Source organism: Rhizobium sophorae, from assembly GCF_013087515.1.
Classification (GTDB): domain Bacteria; phylum Pseudomonadota; class Alphaproteobacteria; order Rhizobiales; family Rhizobiaceae; genus Rhizobium; species Rhizobium sophorae.
This window is the reverse complement of record NZ_JABFCN010000016.1, coordinates 220,380-235,649: the sequence shown is the minus strand read 5'-3', so window position 1 is coordinate 235,649 and position 15,270 is coordinate 220,380. Positions and strand designations below refer to the sequence as shown.

Sequence of the window (15,270 nt, the reverse complement as noted above, 5' to 3'; positions counted from 1 at the left end):
GCAGCGGCCGAACGTTTTCTTCCCCCAGAGCTTTGCCTGGCTGGCGAATCTGAGGTAATCGTCAACGCATCCGCTCCTCTCGCGACCCAAAATGACAAAGCGCCACGCAGGAGGTGGCAAAGTGATGGACACCAGCTGCTTCATCCGCCCCGCGATTGAAGCGGATATCGACGCCCTTTTCGACATCTGCCTGAAAACCGCGAATGGCGGTGAGGATGCCAGCGCGCTTTATAGCGACCCGCATCTGCCCGGCTACGTGTGGTCGGTACCCTACCTCAAATTCGCCAAGGACTTTGCCTTTGTTCTCGTTCAGGACGGCCGGCCTGTCGGCTACGTCGTCGGGGTGCCGGACACCAGCAGGTTCGATAGAGACTTGCAGACAAACTGGTGGCCGTTCGTCCGCCAGCAGATTGCGGGACTGACACCCACCCGTCCGCGCGACGCCGACGTGATGGAACGAATTCAAGATCCGCGCAGCGGAACGGCGTGGCTTCAAGACCAGTACCCCGCGCATCTCCACATCAACATCCTTCCCGGACTTCAGGCAAGCGGTTGGGGACGCAGGATGATCGGCACGGAGCTTCAGGCGCTTCGAAACCACGGGGTCGGCGGCGTGCATCTCGGGGTCGACCCAAACAACCAACGCGCCAGGGGTTTCTACCGTCACCTCGGCTTTTCCGAATTCGAGCAAGATGGCTCCGTCGCCTTTGCTATGCAGATCGATGAGGGATTGGGTTGAAGCATGTCCTGGTTTCTCCGAGGCACGGAAAGGTCCTGTCTCCCGGGTATGAACGTCGGCCTGAAGGCGTGATTTCATTATTGGCAGTAAAACAGGCTGCTTCGCGAAAAGCCGTCCATCAGTCGAGGGCTTCATCATGAGCAAATCCTCGGCAGCCAGGTTCAAGGAGTCCGCGGGACGCAAAAAAGGAAATAGCCGGTCAAGACCAGGCCAGTTCCTCTTTGGGCGATCTTCGCGGGCGCACGGCTAACCGGACGATAGGTATGGCGCATACTTCTCATCGACCCTCTTTATTTCATCGCGCATTTTCACCGCACGTTAATTCAAGCCTACAGCTGGCCTCCCATTTGTCAAGGACATAGACAAATTGCCTGCTTCAATGTATTAAATTCCAGTTAGCCGCGATAGTTGTGGCTTAATATTGCGTCCATTAAGTGTGCGCTCCGAACTAATTGGACTGAGCTAGCCGGATGGCAATGACATCTTCTGTCGCACAGACCCCGATCGCACGGAAAATTTCAACCAATGCCGTCATCCGAACCGTGTTCGCGAACGGGTCGATCTCTCGCGCCGATATTGCCAAGCTGACCGGCTTGTCAAAGCAGACGATTTCCGATGTCGTGCGCGACCTTGAGGATGACGGATGGCTGAAACCAGTCGGGCAGACTGATGGTCGCCCGGGCCGGAATGCGATCACCTATGAAATCAATGCCAGGGCGGGACTGGCCGTCTCTATCGATCTCGGGAGCACCAAGATTGCAGCGGCTATTTGCGATCTGTTGGGGAACGTGGTTGCTGAAACCAAAGTATCCACCGACCCGCGCGGCGGAATGCATCTCGTCAATCAGTTCAGCGATCTTATCGTGGAACTCGCGTCTGCGGCCGGGACGACTGCCGACAAACTCCGTCTCGTCGTTCTGGGCAGTCCCGGTGTGCTCGATCCGGCCACCGGACATATCAACGTTGCGCCAAGCATCCCCGGCATCGACGCCATAAATCTGCGGCAAGCCTTCAGCGACAGAATGGGGATACCGGTGATCGTTGAAAATGATGTCAACCTGGCCGCGCAAGGGGAGAGATGGCGGGGACACGGTGTCGAAACCAGCAATTTTGCTTTCGTTGCTCTCGGCACCGGCGTCGGCATGGGCATCATCGCCAACGGAACTCTGTTGCGCGGCGCGCGTGGGGCGGCTGGCGAAATCGCCTATCTTCCGATCGGCGGAGATGCTTTTGATCCTGGCGGATTTACGCTTGGAACCTTTGAGAGTGCGGTCGGCAGCGTCGCGATGTTGCGCCGCTACGTCGGTTTCGGCGGGCGTAACGCATCCACCGTGGCCGATCTCTTCGCCGCGTTTAATGCAGGAGAAACAAGCGCCGCGGCTGCCATCGAAGAGACGGCAAGGCTGGTCGCAGTCGCCATTGCTGCAATCGGAGCGGCTCTCGATCCTGAACTGGTGATCACCGGGGGCAGCATCGGCGCAAGACCGGAACTCGTAAACGCCATCCGCGGTTTCCTGCCGCGTTGTACGCCTTATCCGCCGCGCATCGAGATCAGTCGCTTTGGGAACCGCGCCGCCCTGATGGGAGGAATGGGGATCGCGGTCGAGCGCATGCATGACGATCTATTTGGTGTCAAATTGAGGGAAGTTTGAAGAGCGCATGCCGCAGGGCCAACGTGCAGTGTCGCCACTTGAGAAGCGCTGGAAATGCGCTAGATTTTCCGCCATGATAACAGCAACGCAGATACGCGGCGCGCGCGCCATGATCGGAATGAGCATCGAGGAGCTCGCCGCTGCCAGCGGCCTGCCGGTCGAGACTGTGATGGCGCTGGAAAACGGCGAATTCGCAGGCGAGCCGCACGCGCTGTTTGATGTGCGCAGCACGCTCGAGGCGCACGGCATCATCTTCCTTTCCAGCGGCAATCAGGATGAAGGTGGTCCAGGCATCCGGTTACGCGCACGCACCTCCAGCGATGACGGCATCCGACCGGAAAACCTCAACGCCGCCAACGACGACTGACGGAACCAATCAGGCGCCCGGGCGTTTCGCTGTCCCATGATATATTGGGGCCTATCACATATCGGGGGCAGTGTCTTGAACCGCAGCAATGGTCTATACGTCGTCATCGGCGTTCTTGTCGTCGCCGTCATCGGCCTCGGCGCCTATGTCTTCCACGAGGAAAGCAAGCCGCAAGGCATCGAGATGAGCATCGGTAAGAACGGTGTCTCGATCGAGCAGAACTGATCGTTAAAGATAGGTTTTTGCAAGGTCGGCAAGTTTGCCGCCGTCCTTCACGCCCTGTCTGTAGAGCTGAATGATGACCGCACCGATCCGCTCGGCCTCCGGCGTCGTCCTGGCGAGGCCGCGTTCGTCGCAGACCTTGTCGAGGACCTGCGAAAGCAGATCGAGATCTTCCGAAAACAGCGGTAAATCATGCGGATGAATTGATGATCGTAACATCACGCCGCATTCCCTCCGAGGGCAAACGCATCCACGCTTGCATCGCCGGCCGCCCTCCGCAACCGACCATAAAGTCATTATGCGCGAGGGTCTGAACTTTAGCAACTACGCAAATTTCCATGGAACAAAATTATGGAACAAAATTTTATCCCGCGCGTTCTTGGCGCGTTTGGTAGCAGGAATCAGTGAGTACAGACGTGAGTGAAAAACGCTTTCCCTCCCCCGTCCGGGTCGTTTCTCCAAACAGCAGCCTGATCGTTTCCACCGTCTGGGAGGCCGTCGAATATCTGAAGCGGTGGCCGAGCAAGCGGGGGCGCGATTATCGCGTTGCGCGCCAGCACTGCCTAGATGCGCTCGATGGACTGCGCAGCCCGCGTGCAGCACAGGCATCCTTCATCACGGCAGCGAAAACGGCGGGATTGCTGGTGTAAGATCGTTAGCTGTTGCGTCCACCGCCGGCAGCGATGAGCTGAGGATGGACTGAGCCTTCCATGATCACCTTGGCGGTAACCTCGATCACCCGCTCCTCGGCGAGTTCAGCAAGCGCGAGTGCGACATCGCCTTCCGACCAACCGGCTTTGACGGCCTCGTCCGACAGAGCCTGGAACGCGCTGGCGAGGCTCTGCCTGCAAGTTAGATTGTGCTTCATATCCGCTATGCTCGACTAGGCTATCTGGGACAGGGACAATGTTAATCTACACATATTCACGAGAATGCGAAGAGGCTTCAGGTTTTTTCAATCCAAAATTGGGTTATTAACTTCGAAACTGCGTATAACCTTAACAAAATGCAACAAATACCACCTCTCCCAACTGATGGAGTACCAAAAAGAACTAAATGATTTATTTACGATGCACCTTCAAATGGCATTTCATCGCGTTATTTAGTTTAAATAGTCGAAGCGGAGCCGGATGCAGCGGCGCGTTGCGGCAAATCTGAACGCGGGCCGTTTTCAGCATCTCCAGGGCACCCTGTCAATTAGCGTCGGGATGCGACATGGGCGGGCGTCGGGTGTGCTGGAGGATGTCTCGCGCAGTCGGTGCAGCCAATCGGCGGTGGCGCTTAGTCGCCGCGGACGCCTTCGGCGTTAATCACCTTAATACCACAACGACACCACACTCCCGTCAAAGTCCGCCGTACCATTGCGGCGGCTCACTTCTTCAGTTTTCAGGAGGTAAAATGTCTATCGAACTGGACGCTACTACTTATGTACACGCCAAACCGGCGACCGCCCATTCCTATATTTTGCCGGCCGTTGTCGATGTTCTCGATAACAGTTTCCAGGAGGCAAACGAAACTGCAGTCTTCGACCTCGGTTGTGGCACCGGCGGTGCTGCAGCCGTGCTTGCGGCAAAAGGATATGACGTCGTCGGTGTCGATCCCTCCCAGGACGGCATCGCGAAAGCGAGAACGGCCCACCCCGATCTTCCGCTGGAAATAGGCTCCGGCTACGAGGATCTTTCCAGCCGGTATGGAACCTTCGATGCGGTGATAAGCCTCGAAGTAGTGGAGCATGTTTATGATCCCAAGGCATTTTCGGCCACCATTTACGATCTGGTGAGGCCCGGCGGCATCGCAGTCGTTTCGACGCCTTTTCACGGTTACTGGAAAAATCTGGCGCTGGCGGTCAGTGGAAAGATGGATGACCATTTCATGCCGCTAAAGGACCATGGCCATATCAAATTCTGGTCTCCCGAAACGCTCAGCACCCTGCTCGTCGAAACAGGCTTCGAAGACGTCGACTTCGAATATGTCGGGAGGATTCCGCTGCTGGCGAAATCGATGATCGCGATCGCTCAGAAACCGCACTGAAGGCGGTCGAAGGCCCACCACCCTTTGCAATGGCGGCGCTATAGCTCGCCTGCAACATCAACAAATGACATTTTCATTCGAGATGGTCGGCTCCCGTTTCCAGCATTTCTGCCGATGCCTCGTTCCGCTTTCCGCCGCTAGCGGGACGAAGAAAGTGACATTCTGACTGGGATTTCAAGGGGATAAATGGTCGGGGCGACTGGACTCGAACCAGCGACCCCTTGACCCCCAGTCAAGTGCGCTACCGGGCTGCGCTACGCCCCGACCTGCCGAAACGGCTTGCTTCGTTTAGTTTTTCAGCGCGTGCAATGCAAGCGGAAAAACCTTGCCTCCCACAAAAAGGAGGCGGTTTGCGCGAATGGTCAGATCGCCGCGAGCTTCAGCCGGCCTTCGGCGATTTGACGAGGCTGCCATGCCTGGTAGTTGGCGATCGAAAAATGCGGTGTTTCGAACGGTGTGGCGTGGGTTTCGGTGATGACGGTGACGTCGGCGCCGGCAGCCTCGCCGGCGAGAATGCCGGCGACGGCATCTTCGAAGACCAGGCATTTTTTCGGATCGACACCGAGGCGGCTTGCGCCGAGCAGATAACCTTCGGGGCTGGGCTTGCCTGATTTGACCTCTTGGCCGCTGACGATGACCTTCGGCATCGGGATGCCGGCGGCGGCCATGCGGCGCTTGGCGAGCTCGATCGGCGCCGAGGTGACGATTGCCCATCGGCCCTCAGCGATGGCCGAGAGGAAGCGGACGGCGCCGGGGATCTCAACGATGCCGGAGACATCGTCCATTTCTTCGGCGAGCAGCAGATCCGCCTCATGGGCAGCATCCACGCCGGGCAGGCCAAGCCCGCGGATCACATCGGAGGCGCGGATGCCGTGGATCGTCTTCAGGAAGACCTCCGGCTCGAAGCCGTGGCGTCTTGCCCATTCACTCCAGACGCGTTCGACGACCGCAATGGAATTCAAGAGCGTTCCGTCCATGTCGAAAAGGAAGGCGTCATAGGTTCTGTCGAGGATATCATGGAGAGCGGGCACGGGCGTTTCCTTGCAAGCATGAGGCCGGGGCGGCCTTTGCGCAGGCGACTAGCGGAGAGCGGAAGCGGCGTCAACGTCAGTTGTTGGTGTCTGGGTGGGTGACGTTACGGACGTCGGCAAGACCGTGGGCGGCGTCGCGGCTGCCGGTCGCGGCAGCGGCTTCGAAGATACGGGTCGCATCGCCGTACATTTTGAGATTGAGGTAGCAGTAGCCGCGCAGAACCATCAGGTCGATGCGCTCCTGCTGCAGCTGGGCGCGCTGATCGAGATAGATGAGGGTTTCGCGATAACGGCCGGCGTCGAAGGCTGAAAGCGCACGGTCGGCGAGGATCGCCACCTGAAGCTCGGCGGCGCGCTGGCGGTTCTGCGGCGCCTTGGTGGCCGCGACGGCGGCATTGCCGGAGAGGCCGGCGCGGAGATAAGCAAGGCTCTGGCCGTATGCTGCGTCTTCACGGACCTTGCGGGACGGGCTTTGCAATGCCGCCTCAAAGGCCGAGATCGCCTCCATCGGCCGATTGATATCCATCAGACACCAGCCGCGCGACAGCGCATCGGCCGGCTTAAGCTGCCCCGCGTCGATTGTCGTCGAGCAGCCGCGCGTCTGGCGTGGACCGCGCGGAACGGTCACCGTGTCCATCGCCGGTCTCGCCGCGCGAACGACCACTTCCGATCCCGGCTGCAGGGTGATGCGGCGCTCGGCCGGAAGCGGCTCGGCCGGGGGACGCTGCGTCGGTTGAGCCGGTTGCTGTGCGGCAAGCGCCCCCTTCACTGGCGGCGGCGTGACGGCGTTTGGCGTCAGGGACGACGTGTCTTCGAGATCGGTGATCCGAGTCGACCGGCCGGCCCAGGCGCGCTGGAGGTCGAGCACGCCCTTGCGGTCGCTCAGCTGCTCGCGGGTGATGACAAGGCCATAGGCGGACGGTTCGTCATCGGGTTTCCAGGCAAGCGCCGTCTCGAACCAACGGGCGGCGGTTTGGAACTGGTTGAGGGAGCGGGCATACCAGCCGAACTGCTGCGCCGTCGGCACGTATTTACGGGCGATGACCTCGGTGGCGATGCGGTGCAGCACCTCTTCGGCCAGATCGGCCGGCGGCTGCAACGCCATCAGGTTGGCGGTAGCGGCGAGATAGGTTGATGTCGCGTCATCGGAATCGGCGCGCCAGCGGAACATCACCTCTTCGGCTTCCTCAGGCGCCTTGCGGGCGATCAGCGCCAGCGCCAGCCCCTGCGAAGCGGCCGCCGAATCTTGCTTGGCGCGGGCGGCGCGGAACCATTTTTCGGCATCGGCATCGTTGTTGCGGCGAAGCTGATACCAGCCGAGCAGCAGCGCATCGGAGGCAAGTCCCTCCGTCGTGGCGAGCTTTTCGAGGCGGGCGACGTAATCCGGCGCGAGGGCGAGATTCGGATCGTCGTTGCCTTCGGCCATGAAGCGTCGGGCGAGATTGTCACGGATCGCGTCGAATTCCTTGCTACCGTCGGCAGAAGGCCTCTCCAGCGCGAGCAGCGTCTGCATCGGCAGGTAGCCAAGCAGCGTCGAGGCCTTTTCGACCGTCGCCTGCCGCTCGCTGGGATTGGTGCAGTTCTTCAGGATATAAGTGTATGCGTCCTGGCCGCGCTGCGCCCTCTCCGTCCGGATGAAGGCTTCGGCGACGCGCCAGAGAATATCGATCTCGCTACAGGTGAGCAGGCTCGGCGTTGCGGCGGCGGTATCGACAACCGTCGCATATTGCTTGAGGTCGGAAGCATTGACGAGGCGGGCACGGGCCTCAGCGACGTCGAGCCGGTCGAGCAGATCGGCCGGCGGCTGCCATCCGGCGTCGGCGGCCTGGCGATCGGCGACAGCCTTGCGCAGCTCGGCATACCGGCCATCGGAATAGAGTTGCCACATGGCCTCGAGCTGCTTGTCGCCATTCTGCGGCACGGCGAGCGGATCGGCTGGTGGAACCCAGTTCGGATAGAGCGCCTGAAGGCGGGAGATTTCGGCCTGCAGGCGGAGCTTGTCGCCGCGGCTGGCGAAATAACGAAGCGCACTTTCATCGACGGCAGGCTGCGCAGGCGCGGTGGCCTGCTGCGGTGGCGGCGGGTCGGAAACGATTGGAGGTGTCACCGGTGCCGTCTGAGGTGCCGCAGGTTGCGGGGCTGCAGGCTGCTGTGCTGCGGCATCCGGCCCGGGTGTCTCAGGTCTCGGCGGCGGCGAGGAGGTGATTGCCTCGATCTTGTCGGCGACGAGCTGCGCATTGAATTCGGAATTGCCGGCGGGAGCCTCGGTCGGCTTGATGCGGCCCATCATCATCAGCTCCGGCGCCGGCTTGCCGGCAGACCCAAGGCCGAACCTTTCCTGCAGAGCGGCACGATCCTTCAGTCCGGTGACGAGGGTCGCCACCACGACTGCCGCTGAAACCGCCACGAGAGAAGACTTCACAGACACTCCGGATGCTTCTCCCCGATATAGGCCAGCCCCAGAAGCTGGAGCGTGGACGGATAGTAGAGTGCGGGCGCAAATTGCAGGGCCGAGCCTGGCAGCTTGGTCCCATCGACAACACAGGCCACAACATCGTTAACAATTTGATAACCGGGGTCCGACAGGACGGTCTTCGGCCGGCCGGTGGTCAGATCGATGGTGGCGGGAACGCCGTCTTGCGACATCCCCTTTTGCAGGCGGACGAGCAGCGCCTTGTCGGTGATGCCGCCACGTGCGAGATAGAGCGGGATGCGGATGGCGTTATAGCCGAACTCGGCGTCGAACCCCTTTGCCGGCCGCGGCTTATCATGCAGGCTCACCCATTCGGCAGGAAGCTTGCGCGGGCCGAACTGCATCCTGTTCAACAGCTCCACGCCGTCATCCGAGAGTTTTTTCCAGGCATCCGACGGAGCGAGCGCAGCCATCACCGGAATCGCCTCGTAGATCCAGTAGGACGGGTTGACGACGGGACCGTCGTCACGGTCGCTGCCGGTAAAACCTTCGGTCCCCGGCAACAGCAAGGTGCGGCCCTCCGAGCTGGCGACGGTTTCGGCAAGCAAAGCCTGCGCCATGCGGGAGGCGGCGAGGATATAGTCGTCGCGTTTCCACGCCGTACCGGCAAGCGCCAGAGCATAGGCGATCAACATGTCGCCATCGGTGGCATTGTTGGTATCGGCGACGTGCGGCTTGACGTTCGGATCCCATTTCCAGACGGCCAGGCCATCGTCGCGCAGCAGCAGCTCGGTGCGGGTAAAATACCAGATCTGCTCGAAATCGGCCGGGCTTGCGGCGAGATAGGCGAGCAGCAGGCCATAGCCCTGCCCTTCGCTATGGCTGATATTGCCGTTGCCGTTATCGACAATGCGGCCGGTCGGATCGAGAAATTTCGCCTTGTAGGCCGACCATGCGCCGGCATTGATCATCGCCTGCTGCGCAAAGGCAGGCGCTCCCGCGGGAGCGAGCGCGACCGATGCAGCAAGCAGGAGTGCGTGTAATCGTCTCATTTCGACCGACCCAGCCTTCCAAGCATGCTCGAGGTGGTGATCCCGATCAGCAGTACGAAGACGACCAGCAGGAAGGCATAGGAGAGGATATTCGTCGACAGCCAGTTGGCGGCGATCAGGCGGTAATTGGAGATCGACCAGGGGGTGGAGGGCACGAAATCGAAACGGGTGACGGGCACCGCGTCGATCTTGCCTGTCTTGCTCGAATAGGTGGTGATGTGGCCTGATATCTGCGGCCAGTTCAGCTGCGTGGTCAAAACCTCCAGCCCTTCGCGCAAATCCTTCGCCGACGGCGCCGTCACCACGGTCCATGCGCCCGCCCCTGCAGGACTGGAGCCCTGGGCAACCAGCAGCGTGTCTACGTTGGATGGCGTGAAAATCTCCTCGGCGCCGGGCACAAATTGCAGCGAACTGCGGGAGATATCGAAATTGCGCGACACCCACTCGCGCAAAGCCGTGATCCGGTTGCGCAAGACACCGCCGCTGACCTTGGAATTCCATTCCTCGAAGGCCGTACCGGTATCGACGACGCCCGCCTGCGTATCGGCCACCGGACGCCACGAGGCCTGGCTCTCCGTCGAAATATTGGTCTGCGTCAACGCTGTCGCCGGCATCTGCGAGACGGAGCCGATGAAGATGGCGTCGCGATCGCCGATCATATTCGGCGAGGCGACGGTTTCGACGGCGATCGGATGGCCGGCAGTGATGGCCATATGGCCGAGCAACGTGGCGGCTGCCGAAAGCGTGTCGGCATCGACGCGGTCTATGAAAAGCGGCGTCGGTTCCGTGGCCCGGCCATAGGGATAGGCGGTGCCGGCCATTGCCGCCAAATTCGGACGTTGACCGACGCGGGCGAAATCCGGAATCTGCAGTTCGGACGTATCGAACAGGGCAAAGCGCGGGGTCGCACCCGCCGTCGCGCCCGGCGCGCAAGCCGCATCATCCTTGGTCATCAGGATCGCCTCGATCGCCACCGAATTGAGACCGGGTTTGAAGTGCCGCATCGTCACGCGGATCGGCAGATGACGGAGAATGCCGCCTGATGTCGTGGTGATCGGCACGGTGGAGGCGATGTTGTCGTTGACGTAGATATCGATGTGGCTGCCGGGCATCACGTTGTCGGTATAGGCGGCGTCGAGCAACACCTTCGCCTCGCCATAGGCATTGGCATAAAAATCGGCCGGCACGGCGATATTGAAACTCGTCCGCAGCCGCCGGCCGGAGAATTCGGTGGTCTTCACGCCGAGCTGAGACAAGGCGATGTTGGTATCGGAAAAGACCAGCGGCGCGTTCGGCGCGCTCCAGCGCTCGGTGGTCAGCACGTCGCGGCGGACATCCGAGGACCTGTCCGTCGGCGAGACGATGGTATCGATCGCCGAGGAGACCGCCTGCCAGGAGGGGCCGCTGATCAGAAGCACGGGCGAACCGCTGCGCGGATCGGTGGCGAAAGCGGCGAATGCCGCACTTTCGGCGCCGGGCGGCAGGCTGGGAAAGAGCGGCCGCAGCTCCGCCGCGGTACCGACGAGCACGCTGAGCTTGCCAGGCCCGGCGGTTGGAAGCGAGACGGCGCTGAAGGCAAAGATCTGGTTCGGCATGCTGCTCAGCACCGACAGGCCCTGCGCCAGCCGCAGCAGCGGCTTGGTGGTTCCCGGCTGCTCCAGCGCCGGGACGACGATGTCGAACTCGGTCTTGCCGGCGCCGTCGACGCCGATGGCGCGGATCGCGTCGGCACTCGAGAGCTCTGCGGCATCCCTGCCGGCAAAGCTCAGATAGGTTCCGGCCGGATCGATGTTCGACCACAGCTCATAAGTGGATTGGATGCTGCAATCGGTGCGGTGGCGCTGGGCGGCTTCGAAGGTGACGAGATTGGCGCCGGGCTGCAGCAAACCGGGCGGGACATCGAAAGTGACGGCCGACGGGCCATCCGGCGAGCCGACGCGCTGTTGGCCGATCGGGCGGTTGTTGAGATAGACGGTCAGCGCCGAGGCCTCAGGCGCGACGACAATCGCATTCTGGTAGGCGAAGGTGAAGCTTGCCTTGGCCGCCGCCTGTTCCGGCGTCAGATAGACCGACCATGACCGGCGATCATATTCACCGCCGAGACCCAGTTTCGAAAAGGGCACGACATAGCGGCGGACATCGCCGGAGCGCGGCGGCGCGGCGGTATTTGCGGCGCCCGGTTGGAGCGCAGGCGCCGTCGGCTGCGACTGGACGGCGATCGCCGGAGGAACGGGTGCGGGAGCGGGAGCGGCCGGAGTAGGTGCGGGTATGACGGAAACCGGCGGCGTGACGGGAGCCGGCGCAGGGGCTGGCGACGGCGTGGGCGGCGTCAATCTCGGGGTAACGGATGCCCCGGGCGGCCGCTCGCCGGACATGTCGAAGGGTGCCGTCTGCGCCTGGGCGAAGGCGGAGGCATGCAGCAGAAGAAGCGAGGCGGCCACGATCCTTCTCATCCGGCGTTGACCTTTGCCGCCTGCTGCTGCGCCTCCCGCTCCGGCCGCATGCTGCGGAAGAAGTAAATGAGGCCGCGGCTGGTCTGGTAGAGCGACAGGCCGAGGAACCAGATAGTGCCGCGGATCAGGCCCGGATTGCGGCGGCGCGCGGCCTGGAACTCAGTCCACTGGCCGGAATTGGCAAACATCAGGTCGGCGATCAGGCGATGGTCGAGCGCGCTTTTCGGCACGTACTGGCAGCCGACATTGGAGATGTCGCCCGACGGCTCTATATTGCGGACGATGAGCGGCAGCGTTTCCATATCCGCGCCGCTATAGGGCCGGAAACGGATTTCGCCGACGGCTCCGACCAGCATCTCGTCGAGATGCTTGTTGAAGATGTGAAGCCTTGCGCCATGGACGGAGACATCCTCGATCGAGGCCGCGTACCATTTGCCGTTGGCGCCAAATTCACAGCGCCGGTTGACGCGGACGCGGCGGGACAAGGCGCGTTCGCCGCGCTCCGAGACGACGCCGAGCGCGCAGCCGGCCATGATCAGGTTGATGGCGTTCCAGCCGCCGACGACGAGCGTGACGTCGGCCTTATAGGGCTCGGCGTAGATCCTGTAGATGGTGATGACGAGCGCGATGATCTGCACCGCGAAAATGACGAAGAACGGACGGCTGATCTCCGACAGGCGGCTGACGGCGATCGATTCGTCCTTGGCGGTGACCTTGAAGGTCGGCTTGCGCGGATTGAGCATGACGGAGACGACAGCCGGCAGCAGATGCACGGTCTGGACATATTCGTAGAGTTCGGAAATCCAGGGCCAGCGGAACGACCCGTAGAGGTAGTTCTGCATCATCAGGTTCACAAGCATATAGGCAAGCGTATAGGCAAGGAACTCGCCGCCGGAGGCGGTGAAGATTTCCAGGTCGAAGAACAAATAGAAGAGCGGCGCAAACAGGAAGATCGTGCGCGGGAACGGGAAGAGCCAGAAAAGCGTGGAGGACATGTAGCAGAGGCGCTGCGGGATCGTCAGGCCGCGCTTCAGAAGCGGGAAGCGGAAGCGCAGTATCTGCATCATGCCCTGCGCCCAGCGGCTGCGCTGGCCGATGAAGCTTGCGAAGGTGGCCGGCTGCAGGCCGGCGATCAGCGGCTTGTCGACATAGATGCTGTTCCAGCCGCTGCCGTGCAGCGCCAGCGCCGTCTCGCAATCCTCGGTGATGCTGATGCCGGAAAAGCCGTTCTGGGATTCAAGCGCCTTGCGGCTCAAAACCGCGGCCGAGCCGCAGAAGAAGGCGGCGTTCCATTTATCCAGGCCGCGCTGGATGATGCCGTAGAACATTTCGTTCTCGCTCGGCATCTTGTCGAAGGTGCGCAGGTTGCGCTCCAGCGGGTCGGGATTGATGAAGAAGTGCGGGGTCTGGACGAGGAAAAGCTTCGGATCGTCTTCGAAGTAACCAACGGTCTCCAGCAGGAAATCGCGGGCCGGCGCGTGGTCGGCATCGAAGACGGCGATGAGTTCGCCGGTCGAATGTTTCATGCCGTTGTTGAGGTTGCCGGCCTTGGCATGCTCGTTGCGGTCACGCGTAAGGTAATTGACGTCGAGATCGTCGCAGAGCTGCTTCAGCTCGATATGGCGGGCGGCGGCCGCCTGGGCTTCGAGCAGCTTGCCGGAATTGCGCTTCTGCAAGGTGCCGCCGTCGTCGAGCAGCCAGACATGCAGCTTCTCGGCCGGATAATCCATGGCCTTGGCGGCGGCCAGCGTGTTTCCCAGCAGGCCGGCATCCTCGTTGTAGGATGGCACGAAGACGTCGACATGGGGGAAACGCTCATTCTTGGCGGCACGCGAGGGGCGCGACGGCAACGGTGTGGCGACGATGAACAGGCTGAGCGCCAGCATTGCGACGCTATACATTTCGGCCAGATAGAGCAGCAGGCCGGGAATGAAATTTTCCAGCTGATTCAGAGGCGGCAGCGTATTGGTGGTGCGCCAGTAGACGTAGCGCAGCACGATCGACGTGCCGAATGCGAGCGCCACCAGGCGCCACGTCCCCTCGCCCTTCAAGATCTTGATCACCGCCATCACAGTCACGACCGTGATGCTGGCGATGAGCTGGGTCTGCAGGTTGACCGGCAGCGTGATCAGCACGATCATGCAGAGCGAAACCACGGCCCATATGATGACACTGCGGGCTTTGCGCATCGACGTTCCTTCGAAATTGCTCAACCGGGGCACCATCTGGCGCCTACGGACATGCTCATTATCGTCGGCAGGCGGCCGTCATGGCCGAGTCGCCCATGCAGTCCGGCGAAGGCACGGTGACGCCGATCGCCCTTACCGATTGTTCGTTCGGCGCGGGCGCCGCATCCGGCTTTGCACTCGTCTGTGGCGCCTCGCCCGGCAGCGGTACATGCGGGCCGATGGGCGCGGGCATGGGTGCTGCGCCTTGAGCCGGTTGTGAGGTCGAGGCCCTGCGAACAGGCGTTGCCCGCGGCCGGCTGACAATCGCGGGCGCGGGCTCATAGCCGATCGGCATAGGGCTGGCGCGGTAACCGCCCTCGTCGGGATAGATCGGCTCGCCGGTGCGTCCGAGCGCACCATCGGCAGGCGGCGGATTACCGTAAGGGTTCCAGACCTCGCCGTCGAAGGTCCCGGTGACGGTGTAGCCATAGACGATGCCGAGCAGCTGGCGCTCACTCGCTCTCGCATCGCAAAGGCGCAGGCGCAGCTGGATCATGCCGAAATTGCGCGCCTGGGTATTGGCTGCTGTGCTCGAGCGGATCTGCTGCCAGGCATAGAGGCAGGTGTCGCCGGCACGGCTGCGGCCGGAGGCATAGCCGAAGGGACCATAGGCGTTCTGCAGGAAGGTCGCCGACGTCGCCATCGGCACGCCCGGGGCCGAACGGGCCACTTCGCGGGCAATGCCGCTCTCATTGATCTTGCTGAAGGCGGCATTGCCGGCGCCGGGATTGGCCCCCGAAGCGCCGAAGAACTGGACCTTCAGGGAATTCTGACCGGGCACGGAGGATGAGGTAAACAGCGAAATCGTCTGCTCGACGCCGTTGCCGCGCTTGCGCTCGACGACGCTGACGATCGACGGGCCGCCCGGCGGCGGCAGCACCAGCGCCTTTTCAGGCGCCACGATTTCCGGCGCGGAAGGCTGGCGCACATTGCCCGTCGATGTGCAGCCGGCCATCATGCCCGCCACGGCCAACAGCAATATCGTCTTTCGCAACCGCATGTCTCGAGCCGCCGCAATCGTCTTTCTAGAGATCCATTCGCAAGCCGAAACGCGACGGATCGTCGAATCAACGACCGGTTGG

Annotated in this window: 14 protein-coding genes and 1 tRNA gene; 6 read left to right on the top strand and 9 right to left on the bottom strand. The window is 61.8% G+C overall.

Features of this window, described 5'->3' with window-relative positions:
• Positions 1–124: 124 nt before the first annotated feature.
• The 4 genes from G9X64_RS10620 to G9X64_RS10605 all read left to right on the top strand — a co-directional run bounded on the left by G9X64_RS10620 (position 125) and on the right by G9X64_RS10605 (position 2,983).
• Positions 125–739: a GNAT family N-acetyltransferase gene (locus tag G9X64_RS10620; RefSeq protein ID WP_171376564.1), complete on the top strand. Its 615-nt coding sequence runs from the start codon at positions 125–127 to the stop codon at positions 737–739.
• Between the two features lie 470 nt (positions 740–1,209).
• A complete protein-coding gene (locus G9X64_RS10615; protein ID WP_171376540.1) occupies positions 1,210–2,391 on the top strand; it encodes an ROK family transcriptional regulator in 1,182 nt (393 codons plus the stop codon).
• 73 nt (positions 2,392–2,464) lie between these two features.
• Complete coding sequence (locus G9X64_RS10610; protein ID WP_011651330.1) at positions 2,465–2,758, top strand: helix-turn-helix domain-containing protein; 294 nt, start codon at positions 2,465–2,467, stop codon at positions 2,756–2,758.
• 75 nt (positions 2,759–2,833) lie between these two features.
• Positions 2,834–2,983, top strand: coding sequence for a hypothetical protein (locus tag G9X64_RS10605; protein ID WP_171376539.1), 150 nt, complete (start codon positions 2,834–2,836; stop codon positions 2,981–2,983).
• 3 nt (positions 2,984–2,986) lie between these two features.
• Here the strand turns inward: G9X64_RS10605 and G9X64_RS10600 are convergent, their stop codons facing one another.
• Positions 2,987–3,199 (bottom strand): hypothetical protein, encoded by a 213-nt coding sequence (locus G9X64_RS10600; RefSeq protein ID WP_029872887.1) that lies wholly within the window; start codon positions 3,197–3,199, stop codon positions 2,987–2,989.
• A 197-nt stretch (positions 3,200–3,396) separates the two neighbouring features.
• Here G9X64_RS10600 and G9X64_RS10595 point away from each other — a divergent pair, with 197 nt between their 5' ends.
• Positions 3,397–3,630, top strand: a complete 234-nt coding sequence (locus tag G9X64_RS10595) for a DUF982 domain-containing protein (protein WP_017990989.1) — start codon at positions 3,397–3,399, stop codon at positions 3,628–3,630.
• Positions 3,631–3,635: 5 nt separating this feature from the next.
• Here G9X64_RS10595 and G9X64_RS10590 read toward each other — a convergent pair whose 3' ends face one another.
• A complete protein-coding gene (locus G9X64_RS10590) occupies positions 3,636–3,857 on the bottom strand; it encodes a hypothetical protein (RefSeq protein ID WP_017990988.1) in 222 nt (73 codons plus the stop codon).
• A gap of 521 nt (positions 3,858–4,378) precedes the next feature.
• On the opposite strand from G9X64_RS10590, the gene G9X64_RS10585 reads away from it, so the two are divergent.
• Positions 4,379–5,011 carry a class I SAM-dependent methyltransferase gene (locus G9X64_RS10585; protein ID WP_168309885.1) on the top strand — a complete coding sequence of 211 codons (633 nt, stop codon included), beginning with the start codon at positions 4,379–4,381 and terminating at the stop codon, positions 5,009–5,011.
• A 187-nt stretch (positions 5,012–5,198) separates the two neighbouring features.
• Here the strand turns inward: G9X64_RS10585 and G9X64_RS10580 are convergent.
• The 7 genes from G9X64_RS10580 to bcsN form a co-directional block, all read right to left on the bottom strand.
• Positions 5,199–5,275 (bottom strand) — tRNA-Pro (locus tag G9X64_RS10580).
• 98 nt (positions 5,276–5,373) lie between these two features.
• Positions 5,374–6,042, bottom strand: a complete 669-nt coding sequence (locus tag G9X64_RS10575; RefSeq protein WP_171376538.1) for an HAD family hydrolase — start codon at positions 6,040–6,042, stop codon at positions 5,374–5,376.
• 76 nt (positions 6,043–6,118) lie between these two features.
• Positions 6,119–8,464 (bottom strand): tetratricopeptide repeat protein, encoded by a 2,346-nt coding sequence (locus G9X64_RS10570; RefSeq protein ID WP_312864035.1) that lies wholly within the window; start codon positions 8,462–8,464, stop codon positions 6,119–6,121.
• Positions 8,461–9,507, bottom strand: coding sequence for a family 8 glycosyl hydrolase (locus G9X64_RS10565; protein ID WP_171376537.1), 1,047 nt, complete (start codon positions 9,505–9,507; stop codon positions 8,461–8,463). The genes G9X64_RS10570 and G9X64_RS10565 overlap by 4 nt, the downstream gene beginning before the upstream one ends.
• Positions 9,504–11,960: a cellulose biosynthesis cyclic di-GMP-binding regulatory protein BcsB gene (locus G9X64_RS10560; protein ID WP_171376536.1), complete on the bottom strand. Its 2,457-nt coding sequence runs from the start codon at positions 11,958–11,960 to the stop codon at positions 9,504–9,506. Before G9X64_RS10560 ends, G9X64_RS10565 begins: the two co-directional genes overlap by 4 nt.
• A complete protein-coding gene (gene bcsA, locus G9X64_RS10555) occupies positions 11,957–14,149 on the bottom strand; it encodes a UDP-forming cellulose synthase catalytic subunit (RefSeq protein ID WP_168309862.1) in 2,193 nt (730 codons plus the stop codon). The genes G9X64_RS10560 and bcsA overlap by 4 nt, the downstream gene beginning before the upstream one ends.
• A gap of 58 nt (positions 14,150–14,207) precedes the next feature.
• Positions 14,208–15,188, bottom strand: coding sequence for a cellulose biosynthesis protein BcsN (gene bcsN / locus G9X64_RS10550; RefSeq protein ID WP_171376535.1), 981 nt, complete (start codon positions 15,186–15,188; stop codon positions 14,208–14,210).
• Positions 15,189–15,270 lie beyond the last annotated feature (82 nt).